This window comes from Aerolutibacter ruishenii, assembly GCF_007830115.1.
GTDB classification, from domain to species: domain Bacteria; phylum Pseudomonadota; class Gammaproteobacteria; order Xanthomonadales; family Xanthomonadaceae; genus Aerolutibacter; species Aerolutibacter ruishenii.
On sequence record NZ_VLKP01000005.1, the window covers coordinates 21,111 to 37,006 of the forward strand.

14 protein-coding genes and 1 pseudogene are annotated in these 15,896 nt (G+C 65.1%); 11 read left to right on the forward strand and 4 right to left on the reverse strand.

The annotated features are described in order from the left end of the window. Positions 1-54: 54 nt before the first annotated feature. The 4 genes and pseudogenes from IP93_RS06950 to IP93_RS06965 all read right to left on the reverse strand — a co-directional run. Complete coding sequence (locus IP93_RS06950; protein ID WP_144813727.1) at positions 55-1,317, reverse strand: hypothetical protein; 1,263 nt, start codon at positions 1,315-1,317, stop codon at positions 55-57. Positions 1,318-1,441: 124 nt separating this feature from the next. Next, on the reverse strand, positions 1,442-1,756 hold the full coding sequence (locus IP93_RS15895) for an EF-hand domain-containing protein (RefSeq protein ID WP_242006788.1): 315 nt from the start codon (positions 1,754-1,756) through the stop codon (positions 1,442-1,444). Between the two features lie 121 nt (positions 1,757-1,877). Then, a complete protein-coding gene (locus IP93_RS06960) occupies positions 1,878-4,838 on the reverse strand; it encodes a Tn3 family transposase (RefSeq protein WP_021201841.1) in 2,961 nt (986 codons plus the stop codon). Between the two features lie 15 nt (positions 4,839-4,853). Continuing rightward, a pseudogene (locus IP93_RS06965) lies at positions 4,854-5,807 on the reverse strand (site-specific integrase); the annotation flags it as partial. A gap of 84 nt (positions 5,808-5,891) precedes the next feature. Here IP93_RS06965 and IP93_RS06970 point away from each other — a divergent pair. The 11 genes from IP93_RS06970 (at position 5,892) to IP93_RS07015 (ending at position 15,814) form a co-directional block, all read left to right on the forward strand. Next, positions 5,892-6,830, forward strand: a complete 939-nt coding sequence (locus IP93_RS06970; protein ID WP_031269114.1) for a chromate resistance protein ChrB domain-containing protein — start codon at positions 5,892-5,894, stop codon at positions 6,828-6,830. 100 nt (positions 6,831-6,930) lie between these two features. Next, positions 6,931-7,680 carry a superoxide dismutase gene (locus IP93_RS06975; protein WP_199747137.1) on the forward strand — a complete coding sequence of 250 codons (750 nt, stop codon included), beginning with the start codon at positions 6,931-6,933 and terminating at the stop codon, positions 7,678-7,680. Positions 7,681-7,763: 83 nt separating this feature from the next. Next, the gene (locus IP93_RS06980; protein WP_242006789.1) at positions 7,764-8,687 is read left to right on the forward strand and encodes a DUF1259 domain-containing protein; all 924 of its coding nucleotides are present in this window, start codon (positions 7,764-7,766) and stop codon (positions 8,685-8,687) included. A gap of 42 nt (positions 8,688-8,729) precedes the next feature. Beyond that, positions 8,730-9,992 (forward strand): chromate efflux transporter, encoded by a 1,263-nt coding sequence (chrA, locus tag IP93_RS06985; RefSeq protein WP_144813732.1) that lies wholly within the window; start codon positions 8,730-8,732, stop codon positions 9,990-9,992. Positions 9,993-10,066: 74 nt separating this feature from the next. After that, on the forward strand, positions 10,067-10,537 hold the full coding sequence (locus tag IP93_RS06990) for a chromate resistance protein ChrB domain-containing protein (RefSeq protein WP_144813734.1): 471 nt from the start codon (positions 10,067-10,069) through the stop codon (positions 10,535-10,537). Further along, the gene (locus IP93_RS15610) at positions 10,534-10,929 is read left to right on the forward strand and encodes an EF-hand domain-containing protein (protein ID WP_158636292.1); all 396 of its coding nucleotides are present in this window, start codon (positions 10,534-10,536) and stop codon (positions 10,927-10,929) included. The genes IP93_RS06990 and IP93_RS15610 overlap by 4 nt, the downstream gene beginning before the upstream one ends. Positions 10,930-10,987: 58 nt before the next feature. Beyond that, positions 10,988-11,713, forward strand: coding sequence for a 3-keto-alpha-glucoside-1,2-lyase-like domain-containing protein (locus IP93_RS06995; protein WP_158636293.1), 726 nt, complete (start codon positions 10,988-10,990; stop codon positions 11,711-11,713). Positions 11,714-11,727: 14 nt separating this feature from the next. After that, positions 11,728-12,480: a hypothetical protein gene (locus tag IP93_RS07000; RefSeq protein ID WP_144813740.1), complete on the forward strand. Its 753-nt coding sequence runs from the start codon at positions 11,728-11,730 to the stop codon at positions 12,478-12,480. A gap of 12 nt (positions 12,481-12,492) precedes the next feature. Then, on the forward strand, positions 12,493-13,536 hold the full coding sequence (locus IP93_RS07005) for an extracellular solute-binding protein (protein WP_199747138.1): 1,044 nt from the start codon (positions 12,493-12,495) through the stop codon (positions 13,534-13,536). Further along, complete coding sequence (locus IP93_RS07010) at positions 13,533-15,077, forward strand: ABC transporter permease (protein ID WP_144813742.1); 1,545 nt, start codon at positions 13,533-13,535, stop codon at positions 15,075-15,077. Before IP93_RS07005 ends, IP93_RS07010 begins: the two co-directional genes overlap by 4 nt. Further along, complete coding sequence (locus tag IP93_RS07015) at positions 15,074-15,814, forward strand: ABC transporter ATP-binding protein (protein WP_144813744.1); 741 nt, start codon at positions 15,074-15,076, stop codon at positions 15,812-15,814. The genes IP93_RS07010 and IP93_RS07015 overlap by 4 nt, the downstream gene beginning before the upstream one ends. Positions 15,815-15,896: the final 82 nt, after the last annotated feature.

Below are 15,896 nucleotides of genomic sequence, written 5' to 3' on the forward strand. Positions count from 1 at the left end.
GTTTCGCCTGCTGCACTGCCCCGCCATGTCCCGGGCCAACGGCGGTGCCTTGAGTTACGCAGGCGTCGTCAATACCGTGGCAAACCCGCCGCCCGGCGTCCGCATGTTCGTCGTCTGGCCCTGGTACAGGCGCGCCGAGAACAGGATGACGCCCCGCTCTGAGGCAAAACAACGCACGTCGGCCTTGAACGTCACACCGTCGTGCAGGATCCGCGTTCCGGGCGGTGCAACCTCCTGGGCGACATACGGAATCGCCGCCATCGCCTCCCAGGTCTTCCTGGTCAGCTTGTCGCCACGATAACTCCCTCGGCTGCCGTAGCCGGCGGCGGGCTTGAAAAAGTACCTGCCGCGGTCGCGCCAGAAGGTGTCCCGGTCATGCGGCTTCATCTCCTGCGTCCGCGGAATCGTTCCCGCCAGCAGCGACGCCGTGTCGGCGTTGACGCCCCAGCTCTCCAGCAACGCTGCGTCGCCGAGGATTTCCAGGTTGCGCTTGTCCGCGAACACCGCATGCGCCCTGGGATGCGGGGTGAGCGCGACCTGGCGATCCAGGTAGGCCGCAGCCAGCGGCGCGCACTCCGGGCTGGCCAGCGCGAAATCCGTCAACCGGTTGTAGATGGCATCGATACCGCCCGCCGTGTCACGCAACCTCGATCCGTCCACGACAAGTTCGCTTGGGTCAAGGATCACGGTATCGACGTTGCGCTCACGGAATCCGGTTGCATACAACTCGAACTCCGGGTGCAGGAACTGATCGCATGGCGCCACGTCTACCAAGGCCAGCCGGCCTGGCATTCGACCCAACTGCGCCTGCAGGTCATCCAGCCATGCCGCGATGGCCAGTGCGCGTGCGTCCGCACCGCTCGTCCAAGGGATCCACGCCAGCGGCGCGCAGGACTTCACCGCATCAAGCAACAGTGCGTTGAGCAGCAGGCCGCCGGGATTGGTGTTGATTTCGATGAGGCGCGGACCGGCGGTGGTCAAATGGAAATCAAGACCGAGAATTCCGCCTGTAGATCCCAGGTCGTGGCGCGCGATCGCGGGAGCGTTGGCCAAGGCGCGCTCCACATAGCGAGCGTTATCGGCGACTTCGAATACCGTACGTGCGACCGCACCCATGAGTTCCAGCGCCGGCCGATCCACGAACAGCGCATAGGGCGAGAACAGGTGTGCACGCAGCGTGGGGTCGGCGCCCTTCGTCGCAGGAATCGCGGCCAGGATTGTGTTGCGGACGCTTTCGACATCGGCCACCTCGCATCGGCAGCCCTGGTTGAGCATTGCGCTGTCGCCAGCCGCACAAACCTCATCACATTGCGTCATGTACGCCACCCGCATGTCGGTGCATTAGTTTACGCGACACGGCGATGACCAGGCGAACCACTGCCGCCAGGTGACGCCACGCGTGCGAGGCATGTCAGTGGCGGCTGCGTGAGCTGCTTGGGTGTTACATGCCCTGGAGCTGCTTGAATTCCGCGACGCTCAAACGACCGTCCTTGTCCGCATCCACCATTGAGGCATGTGCTGCCATGGGATGCTTCGCCAGCTCCGCCTTGCTCAGGAAACCGTCCTTGTTCGCATCCAGTGCTGCGAAGGTCGGTGCGGCGGCCGTGGTCGTCTTGGCACTGTTTTTCATCTGGGCGTGTGTGCCATGGGAGCCGTGGCCAGTGACGGGCTGTGTCTGTCCACTCGCCCTGGAGACGGCCGACGCGGTGGCAAGCCCCGCTACAAGGGCGATGAGGAGTGCGGTCTTGGTGTGCATGAAGGTGTTTTGCCTCTCAGGGAGAAAGTGGGGTTCAGCCGACATACGTGTAAAAATCGCTCACAAGATCCGTTTTTATCCATTGAATCAGCTGGTTAGAGAATATTTTCTGGCGCCAAGACTATGCCGCCAACGCCAGTTCGATCTCATACGGTTCCGGAATCGCCTCTACATCGATCAGGTAGTCGCCGAACCGCTTCACGTGGCTGGTCACGTACGGGCTGAGCGAAGCCACGTCCTCCCGGGTGATCTTCCACCCCTGTCGTATCAGCGACTTCATGATCCGGGTCTGCTCGACCACGTTGTAGAAGATGACAGCATTGGAGACCAGATCGTTGTATTTGACGGCCTTCTCCTGCTCGACAGGGTCGTTGTCGGCAATCACCCCTTCCCCGCCGAAGAAGAAATACTTCGCGAAGCCGTTGTAGGCCTCCACCTTGTTGGTCGAGGCGGTGATCTGCTCGCGCAGCTCGCGGTTGGAGATGTACTGCAACAGGAACAAGGTGCGCACGGCCGCACCGAGCGCCTTGAAGGCCTGGTACAGACGGTTCTTGCGGCTGTAGTTGCCCAGTTTGCGCAGCAGCGTCGAGGCCGCGATCTTGCCGGTCTTGATCGAGAGCACGACCTGCATCAGGTCCTTCCAGTGGGTCTCGATCAGGTCCCAGTCGACCGTGTCGCGGAACAACGGCTCGATGTGCTCGTAGCGGATGTCCTCGTCCGGGCGGAAGAACTTGTACTCGCGCCAGTTGCGGATGCGCGGCATCAGCTGGATGCCCAGCAGGTGCGAGAGCCCGAACACCGGCAGCGACTGCCCCTGCGTGTCGGCATGGACGGTGTCGGGCTGGATGTCGGAGGTGTTCTTCAGTAGGCCGTCGATGATGTAGACCGCCTCCCAGACGCCGCACGGGATGAAGTGGCTGAACAACGCCACGTAGGTGTCGGAGACGTGGTGGTAAGCGATGCCGCCGTAACCGCCATAGCGGATGTGGTACGACGCCAGCAAGTTCTGGTCGTAGAGGTCGTACTTGGTGCCGTCGGCGGCGGCGCTCTTGCCGTCGCCCCAGAATTTGGGGAGCTGCAGGCCAGCGTAGCTGTTGATGATGTCGCGGCAGGCCGCCGCCAGCTTGTTGGCGTCCACGTGCCGGCGGTTGACGAACGACAGCATGTGTGCCGAGACGGCGCCGCGCAGGTGCCGGGCGGCCTGGGCCGGCCCGAGGTTGCAGCCGTAGGTGAAGGCGGTGAGGACGTAGCGTTCGGTTGGCTGTTCGATCTTGGTGTCCGAGCCGGACAACGGCCCGAAGTGTCGGGTCCAGCGTGTCCAGTGAGCCACGTCGCACAGGATTTCGATGACGCTGCGTTCGCGCAGGCGGTCGAGAATCGCGGTCTCCAGGGCACGGGCGCCGCTGCTCATCTCCTTGGCCTTGCTGCGCTTGAGCACAGGGATACCGTCCTCGCCGATGACGACCTGGCCGTTCTCCAGATAGCCCTGATCGGTCAGCTCGGCGACCTGCATCAGGCGTGATTGCAGCGCATTGACGAAGCCCACGGCCGTTGCCGGCAGGCCGACCTGGCCGCAGTAGTCCTCCAGCATGGGCTCGCATTGCTCCCACGGCAGCAACTGCTCGCGGTAGTCGGCGTAGGTTTCCGATCCGCGCACGGCCACGTCGCCCGATTTCAGTTCGTTGGCCAGCGACGAGAACACGCAGACCTCGAACAGGCGCCGGTGGATGCGCTCCTCGCCCTGTTCGGTGCGATGGACGATGCTCTTGCGCCAGAGTTGGGTAGTGAACGCCAGATCGACCGGTTCATCCAGCCAATCGCCGCGGGCCCGTTCCTGCGTCAGGATCAGCTCGATCGCATCGATGAGCGAGCGATCCTCCGTGGTCGAGGCCAGATCCAGCATGCGCACCATCCGCAGGATGGTGGCACGATGGCTCTTGTAGAACGGCCACAGCAGCGGCAAATGGTTGTCACCACTGTGCGCCGCGATGGCATTGCAGTCGGCCTGGAGGGTCTGCACGCCGCCGTGGGCGTTGACCAGGCGCCGGATTTCCCGGCCCGCCTCAGTGTCGCCGGGATGATGGTCAAGGACGCGAACCACGTCCGACATCGTCGCCACGATCGCTTCGGTCTTCTCGCGGTAGCGTGCCCGCAACCGCTCAAGCTCCTCGCGGCCGCGATTGTGGATATTGCCCATGCGTTTGATGAACATCTCCGCGAGATCGTCACGGGTCTGGACGCGGGCCCGGTGGATCAGGCACACCAGTACGGCGTAGCGCTTGGCGGGACGAAACTTGCGCAACTCGGAGGCATCCAGCGCCCGTGCCTCTGCGGCGAAGTGTCTGCGCTTGATTTCCGGAATGCCAGCGAGGTGCAACTCGCTGCCGACCAACTCGCCCAGTTCGGCGATGTGGTCGATCAGTTCCTGGAAGTGCTGCAGCGAAGCGCGCTTGGGCAGGCGCTTGATCGCGTGCAGCGGGCTCTTCTTGCGCCCCTCTTCGACCTGCAGGAGACCTTCAAGGCGCTGCTTTTCGTCGACGGTCAGCCGCGCTTCGATCTGGGCGAAATAGCGACCGTTGACCAGCGTGCGAATGCGCCGCGTCAAGCGGTCTAGGGTGGAAAACGCCGGCAGCTCGACGCGATCGCGCACGAGCTGTTCGATAGCCACGTTGATGAGGTCCGCCGGGTTGTCCATGACTGCGGCGGCTTCGTATACCGCCCGTGCCGCGATCTTCAGGCCGCCATCGCTGTAAGCCCGGACTTGCAGGAACTGGCGGATCCGGCGGTAATAGCGATAGCGCGAGGCGTTGGCGAGGACCGCCGGCTTGACCTGCACCCTCAGTTTCAGCGCGCCGCGGATATGGCGGACCACTGCCGGCGGCACTTCGTCCAACGCAGGGAAATATCCCAGCCGTTGGAAGGTCTTGATCAGGATCGCCAATGTCAGGCGGTGCGCGGGCTGCCGGGTACTCTCGGCAACAAAGGCCAGTTCGGCGTCGGTCGGCGTGTAGGCCGCAACCAGTTCGCGTACGACGGGGTTGCGCTTGAATTGCGGGTATGCGGTCCGTTCAATCGACGCCATTCGGTATCCTCAGGTAGGCCCAAGCAGCGTTGGCGTTCCCGGCAAGCTCGCTTCGATCCGCTGGCGGGCGAACGGATCGCCGCCATCGATGTAGCGCATCGCCGAGTGCACATCGCGCCAGCCGACGTATTCCATCAATGCCTTCACGTCCCAGCCGTTGGCATTGGCCCAGCCGGCGAAGCCGCGGCGCAACGAGTGGCTGCTGTACTCGTCGGCATCAGGCAGCCCAGCGCACGTCAGCAACCGGCGCAGCAGCGGAATCAGGCTGTTGGGGTGTAGCGCCTCGTCCGCAACGTGGCCCCAGCGATCAACAGCACGGAACAGTGGCCCCTCGGTCAGCCCGGCGGCGTCGATCCACTCCCACGTGGTCGTCACGGGGCACAGCCGCGACAGCGCCGGCACCTTGTACGTGTTGCCCTGTGCCTGCCGGTCGCCCTTGCTGCGCGGGAGAAAACAGGTCATCCCCTCACCGGTGACCAGGCGCAGGTGCTCGACCTGCACCCGGATCAACTCGTCGCCACGGAAGCCGCGCCAGAAGCCCAGAAGGATCAGCGAGCGATCGCGGCGATGACGCAGTTCGTCCGCATGATCGCCGCGCTCGCGTGCGGCGGCGATCGCGGCGCCAAGCCAATCGTCCACCTGTGCCAGTCGGGTCAGTTGCAGCGGCTCGGCCTGCTTTTCTACCGACGGATGCAGGGTCTGTATGCCTTTGAGCACCTTGCGCACCAGCGGAGCCCGGGTCGGATCGACAAAGCCGTGTTCGTGGTGCCAGCCTGCCAGGGCCGCAAGCCGGTGCCGAAGCGTGTTGGTGGAAAGTTCGCCCGCGTGATCAGCCAGATAGCGGGCCACGCTGTCCGGCGTGGCCGGCAGGTGCCCGCCCCATTCGACCTCGAAATGTCGCAGTGCCGAAGCATAGCTGCGCTGCGTGTTTTCGCGGTTGGCGGCCTCCAGATAGCGCTCCACTGTCATCTGCGACCTCCGCCGACGGCACGCGCGATTGCCTTGCTTAATTTTGACGTAGTAATTACATCATTCATGTAGGATACTCTACCAATGAATTGGCTCATCATGGTTCTTTCCTTGCCCACCGAGAATGCCACGGTGCGCCAGCGGGCTTGGCGCTCGCTCAAGGCGGCGGGTGCTGCGGCCCTGCGGGACGGTGTTTACGTGCTGCCAGCGGCGGCGGAGCACCGTGCCGTGCTCGAAGCGGTGGCGGTCGATGTGACCGGGGGTGGCGGTGCTACCCATCTGCTGACCGCCCAGGCCACCGACGAGGCGCCCTACGTAGCCCTGTTCGACCGCAGCCGGGACTACACCGAGCTGCTGGCCGATGCCACGCGGCTTCGTGAAAGCCTGCCCGACACTACGCCGTCAGAGGCGTTGAAGCACTCGCGCAAGTTGCGCAGGACCTTCGAGTCGATCACTGCGATCGACTTCTTCCCGGGCGAAGCGCGGCGGCAGGTCGAGGACACGCTGGCCGAGCTGGAAATGGCCTGTGCCCGCCTGCAGGCGCCAGACGAGCCGCGCTTTGTGGCCGGTACGATCCAGCGGCTGCGCACCGCCGATTACCAAGGCCGCCTGTGGGCCACGCGGCGACGTCCGTGGGTGGATCGGCTGGCCAGCGCTTGGTTGATCCGCCGCTTCATCGATCCCGAGGCCCGCATTCTGTGGCTCACCCACCCGGCTGACTGTCCGCCGGAGGCGTTGGGCTTCGACTTCGACGGCGCCACCTTCAGCCACGTCGCCCACCGCGTCACCTTCGAGGTGCTCGCCGCCAGCTTCGGCCTGGAACAAGGCCCGATCGCACGCGTGGGCCTGCTGGTGCATTACCTCGACGTGGGCGGCGCACCGCCGCCGGAAGCGTCGGGCGTGGAAAGCGTTCTGGCGGGATTGCGCGACACCGTGGCCGATGACGACCAGTTGCTGGAACGCGCCTGCGCCGTGTTCGACGGGCTGCTGGCCAGTTTCCGCAGCAACGGGAGCACCGCGTGAATCGCCTCCCACTCAATCGAAGCGCGCTCGCGATGCAGCAATGCGCGCACTGCATGGGCCGCACCTTTCTCCTCAAGCTCCGGTGATCACCGAGATGACCATGACTTCACCAATCGACACGCAACGCCGCCACGTTCTGAGCCTGGCCGCTGCGGCCCCCCTCGCGCTGGGAGCCGCCAAGGCCGCCCATGCCGTTCCGACTTCGGAGACCACCGCCATGTCCACCTCCACACTTGCACCCGTCAGCACCCCCACGCTCAAGCCGCTGCCGTTCGACCCGTCCAAACTGAAAGGATTGTCCGAACGCCTGATCCGCTCGCATTGGGAGAACAACTACGGCGGCTCGGTCAAGGCGCTGGCCGTGACGAAGAAGCACCTTGCCGAGGCGCTCGCCGCACCGGACATGCCGCCGTACCTCTACAACGAACTCAAGCGGGAGCACCTGCTGCGCACCGGCTCGGTGGTGCTGCACGAGTACTACTTCGACAACCTGGGCGGCAGCGGCCAGGCCGATGCCGGCAGTCGCAAGGCCCTGGCCGAAGCCTTCGGCAGCTTCGATGCATGGGAAACCGAATTCCGCCGGATGGGCACCGGGCTGGGCGGCGGCTCGGGCTGGGTGGTACTCGGCTTCAACACCCACACCCGCCAGCTCGAGAACTACTGGATGGCCGATCACGCTCACGGCCCGGCGGCCACGCTGCCCATCCTGGTGATGGACATGTACGAGCACTCCTACCAGATGGACTACGGCGCCGCGGCCGCCAAGTACGTGGACGCGTTCTTCCAGAACATCCAATGGGAAACCGTGGCGCAGCGACTGGAGGCCTGCTGCAGGCCTCCGGCTGCCTAGCCCCACGTTCGCCCGTCCGATCGAGGCGCTGTCGCTCCGCGCGCAAGTTCCCCTTCCTCTTTTCGTCGATGACTGGAGTTGCCATGAATGCCATACCTCACCGTGCCCTGCGGGCCACCACGCTGTCGCTGCTTTTGGTTTTGGGCTGGACCACAGTCCACGCGGCCGAAATCGACCCTGCCCGGATTGGCGAGGCCAGCGGCGCAGACGCAAAAGCGCAACCGGACGGGGTGGTTCGCATCGGATGGAGCCGCGACGATGTGGCGGTGACCGTCGACGGCGTGCGGCTGCCGCCGCCCGCAGGGCTCGGCTCGTGGGCCGCGTTCATGCCGGCGGACGAGAACGCGATGCTGATGGGTGACACCGTCGTCTTCGAGGATGAGGTCGATGCGGCGATGGACGCAGCGTTCAAGGCCGGCCTCGATGTGACCGGGCTCCACAACCATTTCTTCTTCGATTCTCCGAAGGTGTACTTCATGCACATCGGCGGTCACGGCGATCCGGTGCGATTGGCCGGCAGCGTCAAAGAGGTGTGGGACGCCATCAAGGCCGTGCGCGCGCAGCGCCCGCAGCCGGCCACTGGCTTCGGCGGTCCCGTGCCCACACCGGGAAAGATTGATGCCGCTGCCATCTCCAAGGCCATCGGGCATCCACCGGAAATCACTGGCGACGTGGTGAAGGTGACGATCGGCCGGGAGGGACGCATGCACGGCCGGCCGGTAGGCGGATCGATGGGCCTGACGACCTGGGCGGCCTTCACCGGGTCGGATCGGCTTGCTGCCGTCACCGGCGACGTGATCATGACCGCCGACGAAGTCCAGCCGGTGCTGCGTGCACTGCGCCAGGCAGACTTCCACGTCGTGGCGCTGCACAACCACATGGTGGGCGAGCAGCCGGCGTTCTATTTCGTCCACTTCTGGGGCAAGGGGCCTGCGGCCGGGCTGGCCCAAGGGTTTCGCCGTGTGCTGGATGCCCAAAGTGCCCAAGTCAAATCCGCGGCGCGGTGATCCGATGCACGACCTGACGCAAACAACGACCACGGGAGCCCCATGAGCACAGTCACCAACCCTGTGGCCGCGAGCGAGACCAACGACGCGCCCACCTACGTGGTACCGCAAGAACCGTGGCTGCGGCTGTTCCTGCGGTTCCTACGCTTCGGCGCATTAGCCTGGGGTGGCCCGGTCGCCCAGATCGGCATGATCCGGCATGAATTGGTGGAGCAAGAGCGCTGGATCAGCAGCGCCCAGTTCAACCGGGTGCTGGCCGTCTATCAGATCCTGCCGGGCCCAGAGGCGCACGAGTTGTGCGTGTATTTCGGGATGCTGTCGCGCGGCCGCTGGGGCGGTGTGCTGGCGGGCTTGGGCTTCATGCTCCCGGGGTTCGTGCTGATGTTCGCGCTATCGTGGGCGTACGTGCGCTTCGGGTTGAAGGCCGACGGCGTGCTGGCCATCTTCGCGGCGGTCCAGGTGGCGGTGGCGGCGCTGATCGTGCGCGCCGTGTTTCGCATCGGCGGCCACGTCGTCACCGATCGCTGGCTCTGGGCGATCGCGATCCTGGCGACAGGTGCGCAGTTGGCCGGTGTGCACTTCGCGCTGATCCTCGCTGTGGGCGGGATCATCTACCTGATGGCACGCCACCGCCTCGGCATCGCCGCGCTGGGCGTGATCGGAGTGGCGGCCGCCGGGACCGTCGTGTTCGCAGTGCGCAACGGCGGCCTGGCCGGACTAGACGCGCTGAGTCACGCGGATGGACCGAGCGCGGCCGTGGCGCAGGCAACGGTACCGCTACTGCTGTTGTTCTGGTCCGGATTGAAGGCCGGCCTGTTGACGTTCGGTGGCGCCTATACCGTCATTCCATTCCTGCAGCGCGATGCCGTAACCCAGGGCGCGTGGATGAGCAATGCGCAGTTCCTTGACGGCCTGGCTTTGTCGGGATTGCTGCCGGCGCCGCTGATCATCTTTTCGACCTTCGTGGGCTACCTCGGCGGCGGGCCGTGGGGCGCAGTGGTGATGACCGTGGGCATCTTCCTGCCGGCCTTCGCCTTCACGCTTTTGGGTCACGATGCCTTGGAACGCATAGTGCATCAGCCACGCGTGCGGCTTTTTTTGGAGGGCGTGACCGCAGGCGTGGTCGGCCTGATTGCGGGAACGACGCTGGCTCTTCTGCGCGTGAGCCTGACGGGTCTGGAGGCCCTGGTCCTGTTCGCGATCGTCCTGGGCGTCCTGTTCGCTTCCAAGGCGCGGCTGCTGATTCCGGCCGTGATCGCGGGCGCCGCGCTGTGGGGCTGGGCGTCGCAGGCACTTGGCCACTGAACCGGTTGGGCCGGGCGACGGAACGGCGTCGCCCTTCGACATCACGCCGGCTGTTGCCGGAACGGAGGTGTACCGTGCAATGGGTAACCCGAGAACGTCCCAAGATTGATCGGATCGCCTGTCCCTGGCTGATCCGTCGCTTTATCGATCCGGAGGCGGAGTTCCTGTTCGTGCCGCCGGGTGAGGTGCTCTCGGTGGCGCGTACCACCAGCGCGATTCCCTACGATGTCCCGGACGTGGAGTTGAGTCACGTCGGCGAGCTGTGCAGCTTCGACGCCTTTCTTCACAAATACGCCCTGGACGATCCGGCACTGGCCGATCTCGCGCGAATCGTGCGCGGGGCCGACACCGCGCGCCTGGATCTGGCGCCGCAGTCGGCCGGGCTGCTGGCGATCTCCTTGGGGTTGTCCCAGCTGTTCGAAGACGACCACGAGATGCTGCGACACGGCATGGTGGTCTACGACGCGCTCTATGCCTGGAGCAAGCATGCCCAGGGCGAGCGCCATACCTGGAACCCGAACGCGCTCCTGGAGAAATCGCAATGAAGATCGCCCGACAGCCTGTCGCCTTCGTATTCGCAATCGCTGTGCTCGTGTCCACGTTGCCAGCCCGTTCCAGCGGCCTGCAGGATGACGAAAGGGCGTCGCCGCCAGTACCGCCGGCGCCAACGACGTGCACTGAACTGGCCGCATTGGGGGACACCGTTGACCTCACTTCGCGCGAGGTGGGCACGCTGAAGCAACGCTGCGACCTGGAAGATATCCGAGCCAAGTTCGCCCAACTGGATCGCAACCAAGATGGCTACCTCAGTCTGGAGGAACTGCCCATGGAGCACACGCTCAGCCAACACTTCGCCGACGTGGACTTCGACGGCGACAAGCGGCTTTCGTTGGCGGAAGTCGCGGAGCACGACGCAGAGACGCACCCGATCGAGTGAGGCCGACGCTCATGGGCTCGGACTCAACCACACCGCTCAACCAAACGGGAGGAACACCATGCACATTCGACACCTTCTGACCGGACTTCTTGTCGGTTCCCTGTTCAGCGGGTGTGCCCGGTCTACGGAACCCACCTCCAGCGACCCGGCGCCACCGGTATCCAACAAGGCGTTGACGTACGATTTCGACAGCACGCCGGTAGGGCAGGTCCCGCCGGGGTTTACCGCCGCGCTGACCGGTGCGGGCGCACCGGGCGAATGGCGCGTCCAGCAAGCGGACGACGCCCCTTCGGGCCGTCAGGTCCTGGTCCAGCTCAGCGACGATCGCACCAATGCCCGCTATCCGCATCTGGTGCGTGACGATGCGAGTGCCCGGGACGCCGATATTTCCGTTCGCTTCAAGACCCTCAGCGGGACTGTGGACGCATCGGGAGGCATCGTCTTTCGTTACCAGGATCGCGGGAACTACTACGTCGTCCGTGCCAATTCCCTGGAAGACAACGTGGTGGCCTACAAGACGCAGAACGGCAAGCGCAGCAACATCGGGGTCAAGGGCAAGGGCAGCGCATATGGCGTCGAAGCCGAAGTGCCACATCAGCAATGGAACACATTGCGCGTGATCGCCAAGGGCCCGGTTTTCGAGGTATTTCTCAACGGCCGCAAACTGTTCGAGGTCGAGGATGCGACCTTCACCGCTCCTGGCAAGATCGGCTTGTGGACCAAGGCCGATGCCGTCACGCAGTTCGATGACCTGAGCGCAACATCGCTGGACAAGCGCGAGTAATGCGGACAGGGAGTGTGCCAGCACGACGCTGCGCCGCGACGGCGATGCCGTTCGCGCTCGTCGCCTCGCTGTCCGGGCATGCCGCCGGGCCGCCGCTGATCACCGATGACCCTGGCACACCCGGTGACGGTCGCTGGGAAATCAACCTCCCGATCACGCTGGAACAGACGCGCGATGAGCGGATCTTCGAGGCCCCGCTGCTCGACATCAACTATGGCCTGGGCGAGCGCACGCAACTCAAGTTCGAGGTGCCGTGGCTGGTGGTCGACCGCCGTGACAACGGTACGACGGACGGGCTCGGCAACTCCGAAATCGGCATCAAGCATCGCTTCCTGGACGAGGATCGTCATGGTGTGTCCATGTCGATCTATCCTCAGCTCGAGTTCAACAACCCGACATCATCGGACGAGCGCGGCCTGGTCGATGAGGGCATGCGCTTCAAGTTGCCGGTTCAGATGACACGCTCGGCCGGACCTTTCGAGTGGTATCTGGAGGCGGGTTACGAGTTCGTCGAGGCAAGCGAAGATCAATGGCTTTACGGTGTCGCGACAAGCTATCGCGTCCATGGCCAACTGGAACTGCTGGCCGAAGTTGCCGGCGTCGCCAGCCAGGATTTCGATGACGAAGCGCTGGTCTTCAATATCGGCACGAAGATCGGCATCAATGACCATCTCAACCTGCTGTTGTCCGCCGGACGCAGCTTCCGCGGATCGTCCAGTGGTGAGCCGGAGTTGCTGGCTTACTGCGGGCTGCAGTTCCTTCCGTGATGGAGACTCGACATGACCAGAATGACTACCGCTTTGCTGACAGGCATTGCCGCGATGGGGATCCTGATCGGCTGCTCAAAAGACAGCGAGGCGCCCCGCCAATCCGGGGAGGTCGTCATCTATACCTCCGTGGACGAGATCTTCGCGCGCCCGGTCGCCGAGCAGTTCGAGAAGGAGACCGGCATCCGCGTCAGACTCGTCCCGGACACGGAAGAAACCAAGAGCACCGGCTTGCTTAATCGACTCATTGCCGAGAAGGATCGGCCGGTGGCCGATGTGTTCTGGAGCGGTGATCCGGTCCGCGCGGCGATCCTCAAGGGCAAAGGGGTGTCCGCTGCCTATCGGCCGCCCACCGCGGCGGGGCTGCCGACGCGCTATTCCGATCCCGAGCATCACTGGACTGGTTTCTCCGCCCGTGCGCGTGTGCTCATCTACAACACCCAGTTGGTCAGCGAGGATCGCAAGCCGGCTTCGGTCATGGATTTGCTGGACGATCGCTTCAAAGACCGGGCATGCATCGCCAATCCGTTGTTCGGTACCACCTCGATGCACGCCGCGGCATTGTTCTCCGTGCTCGGCGAAGCGGCCGCGAAGCAATTCTTCGAAGGGTTCATCGCCAACGGCGGAAAGTTCCTGTCCTCCAACGGCGAGGTGCGGCGACGCACGGCGACCGGTGAGTGCGCGGTCGGGCTTACCGACACCGATGACTTCAATGTCGCCCGTATCGAGGGCAAGCCCGTGCGTGCGGTCTACCCGGACGCCACGGGTATGGGGACGTTGATCATCCCCAACAGCGTCGTGTTGATTGCGGGGGCGCCGCACGCCGATGCCGGCAAACAGTTCATCGACTACCTGCTGCGCGAGGAAACCGAACGGCGGCTGGCCGAAAGCGAGGCAGCACAAATGCCGGTGCGGCCGGGCGTGCCGGTTCCGCCGCATGTGGTGCCGCTGGAGCAGCTCTCGCCGATGACGGTGGACTATGCACAGCTCGCCCCGCTGCTGGAATCGCTCTCGCGCGGTTATCTCAAGCAGTGGGTGGATCGCAACCTGCAATGATTTCGCCCCTGCGCCTCGAGCAGGGCGGCCACTGGCGCAGTGCGGGGCTGGCGATCTGCTTCCTGCCCGTCTTCGCCGTGGTGACGGTGTTGCTCGGCCGCGCACTGCTGAGCGAATCCGGGGCCTGGCCCGATGCGTCGTTCGCATCGGCGTTGGGCGGCAGTCTGCGCATGGCGCTGGCCGTGGGGGCTATCGCCCTGGGGCTCGGCCTGCCGACGGGTTTGATGGCGGCGCTTTATCGTTTTCCAGGCCGAACGTGGCTGCTCACGCTGGCCATGCTGCCGATCCTGGCGCCTTCGTTCCTGTGGGCCATCGGGTGGTCTGCGCTGGCATCCCATTGGGGCGCTGCGACGGGCCTGTTGGCGGGTGTACCTGGGCTGGTCCTCGCCCATGCCGGCGCCGCGATCCCGATCGTCGCGTTGACCACGTTCGCCGCCACCGGCAGCCTCACCGCTTCGCAGGTGGACGCGGTGCGCGTCAGCGGCGGAGAGACCGCGGTGGTGTGGCATGCCGCCCGGCACGTGGCGCCGCCGGCGTCGCTCGCGGCCGTGCTGGTCGCGGTGTTGATGCTGTCCGATCCTGGACCGGGGATGATTTTCGGCGTGCGGACCGTCGCCGGCGATCTGCTCACCAGCTTTTCGTCCCAGTACGATTTCCTGCTGGCCGCACGCCAGAGTCTTTGGCTGGCGGCCGTGGTGGTGGTGCTCACCGTTCCGATACTCGCCATGGCGACACCGCGCCTGGCTGACGCAGTCCTGGCCAGACAAGTCCGGCAGCTGCAGCCTGTGCTGCGACCGTTGCCGGGCGGCATCGCAGCGGCACTGCTCGCCTTGCTGGTTGTGGGCGGGTTGCTGGCACCGCTGACCGGCCTGTTGCTGCCGCTGCGTCCGGGCGCCAGCCTGCAGATGGCGACCGAAACCTTGGCGCGAACCGGCGTGGATACACTTCTGTATGCCTTAGGTGCCGGCGTACTGGCCACCGCATCGGGCTTTGTCGTCGCCATCTGCGCAGGGCGCACGCCACGCCTGCGCATCGCGACGTTGGTACTCGCGTTGATCGTACTGGTGCAACCGCCCGCATTGCTCGCATTGGGCGTCGTCGAACTTGCCGCATCCGCGCCCGCATCAGCCGATCCGGTGCTGCGCGGCCCGCTGGTAGTGTGCGTCACATTGGCGATGCGTTTGTTTCCGCTCGCGGTGCTGTTGGGCCTGCGGGCCTGGGGCGGATTCGCCCCCTCCTGGGCGCAAGCCGCCGCCGTGCACGGCGTTCCACTGTCTCGTTATCTCAGCCGCGTCGCCGCCCCCTTGCTGGCGCCCGGCGCGATGGCCTCGGTACTGCTGGTGGCATTGCTGGCCAGCGCCGACGTGAGCACGGTGCTGCTCCTGCACCCGCCCGGCCACCCCTCGCTGCCACTGACCATTTTCACCGTCATGGCCAATGCCCCGGAGGCCTGGACCGCGGCGCTGTGCTTGATCTACGTCCTGGCCGTGATGGTGGTGCTGGGTATGGTGCGATTCGGCCTTGGCAGGTGGCCGGGATGAACCCAGCGCAGTTCCGCCTCGAAGGGGTCAGCAAGGTCTTCGGTGACCAAGCCGCGCTCTCCGAGGTCTCGCTGGATTTCAAGTTTGGGCAGCACACCGCCATCATCGGCCCGTCCGGCTGCGGCAAAACCACGCTGCTGCGCTTGCTTGCAGGCCTGGATGCGCCGACGGCGGGCAAGGTGCTCCTCGATGGCCGGACCCTGTCCGCCTCCGGTCGCGTCCTGGTGCCACCGCATTCCCGCCACATCGGCCTGGTATTCCAGGATCTGGCGCTGTGGCCCAATCTGAGCGCTCTGGACAACGTGCTGCTCGGGCTGCCGGGCTTGAGGCATGCGCGATCACGCGTTCGAGCCCAGGCGCTCGATGCACTGGAACGCTGCGGAATCCCTGATCTGGCACACGCCCGGCCAGGCCGCCTATCCGGCGGCCAACAGCAGCGGGTCGCGATCGCCCGTGCCATTGCGGTGCGACCGAAATTCCTGCTGCTCGACGAGCCGTTCGCCGGACTGGATCTGGTGACGAAAGACGCGCTGTTCGATCAGATCGCCGCGCTGTGCCGAGCCCTCGGCTCCACGGTCATTCTGGTGACGCACGATCCGGCGGAAGTCGCCCAGCTCTGCGAACGTGTCGTCGTGCTGGAACGCGGCCAGGTCGTCGAGTCCGGTCGACTCGGGGAGTTGCTGCAGGCTCCTCAGTCCTCGCTCCTACGCCGATTCAAGGCACACCAACAGATGTGACGCTTCGCAGTACAACGCGATCTGGCTCAGTCTCCATCAACGGCTCTGCTGTACTGGATTTTCTGCAGCCGAGCCCGGCAAG

What these genes read in the sequence shown, in the direction of transcription:
- IP93_RS06950 (WP_144813727.1), bottom strand. Translation starts at nt 1,317, where the DNA reads ATGACGCAATGTGATGAGGTTTGTGCGGCTGGCGACAGCGCAATGCTC.
- IP93_RS15895 (WP_242006788.1), bottom strand. Translation starts at nt 1,756, where the DNA reads ATGCACACCAAGACCGCACTCCTCATCGCCCTTGTAGCGGGGCTTGCC.
- IP93_RS06960 (WP_021201841.1), bottom strand. Translation starts at nt 4,838, where the DNA reads ATGGCGTCGATTGAACGGACCGCATACCCGCAATTCAAGCGCAACCCC.
- IP93_RS06970 (WP_031269114.1), top strand. Translation starts at nt 5,892, where the DNA reads ATGAATTGGCTCATCATGGTTCTTTCCTTGCCCACCGAGAATGCCACG.
- IP93_RS06975 (WP_199747137.1), top strand. Translation starts at nt 6,931, where the DNA reads ATGACTTCACCAATCGACACGCAACGCCGCCACGTTCTGAGCCTGGCC.
- IP93_RS06980 (WP_242006789.1), top strand. Translation starts at nt 7,764, where the DNA reads ATGAATGCCATACCTCACCGTGCCCTGCGGGCCACCACGCTGTCGCTG.
- chrA (WP_144813732.1), top strand. Translation starts at nt 8,730, where the DNA reads ATGAGCACAGTCACCAACCCTGTGGCCGCGAGCGAGACCAACGACGCG.
- IP93_RS15610 (WP_158636292.1), top strand. Translation starts at nt 10,534, where the DNA reads ATGAAGATCGCCCGACAGCCTGTCGCCTTCGTATTCGCAATCGCTGTG.
- IP93_RS06995 (WP_158636293.1), top strand. Translation starts at nt 10,988, where the DNA reads ATGCACATTCGACACCTTCTGACCGGACTTCTTGTCGGTTCCCTGTTC.
- IP93_RS07005 (WP_199747138.1), top strand. Translation starts at nt 12,493, where the DNA reads ATGACCAGAATGACTACCGCTTTGCTGACAGGCATTGCCGCGATGGGG.
- IP93_RS07010 (WP_144813742.1), top strand. Translation starts at nt 13,533, where the DNA reads ATGATTTCGCCCCTGCGCCTCGAGCAGGGCGGCCACTGGCGCAGTGCG.
- IP93_RS07015 (WP_144813744.1), top strand. Translation starts at nt 15,074, where the DNA reads ATGAACCCAGCGCAGTTCCGCCTCGAAGGGGTCAGCAAGGTCTTCGGT.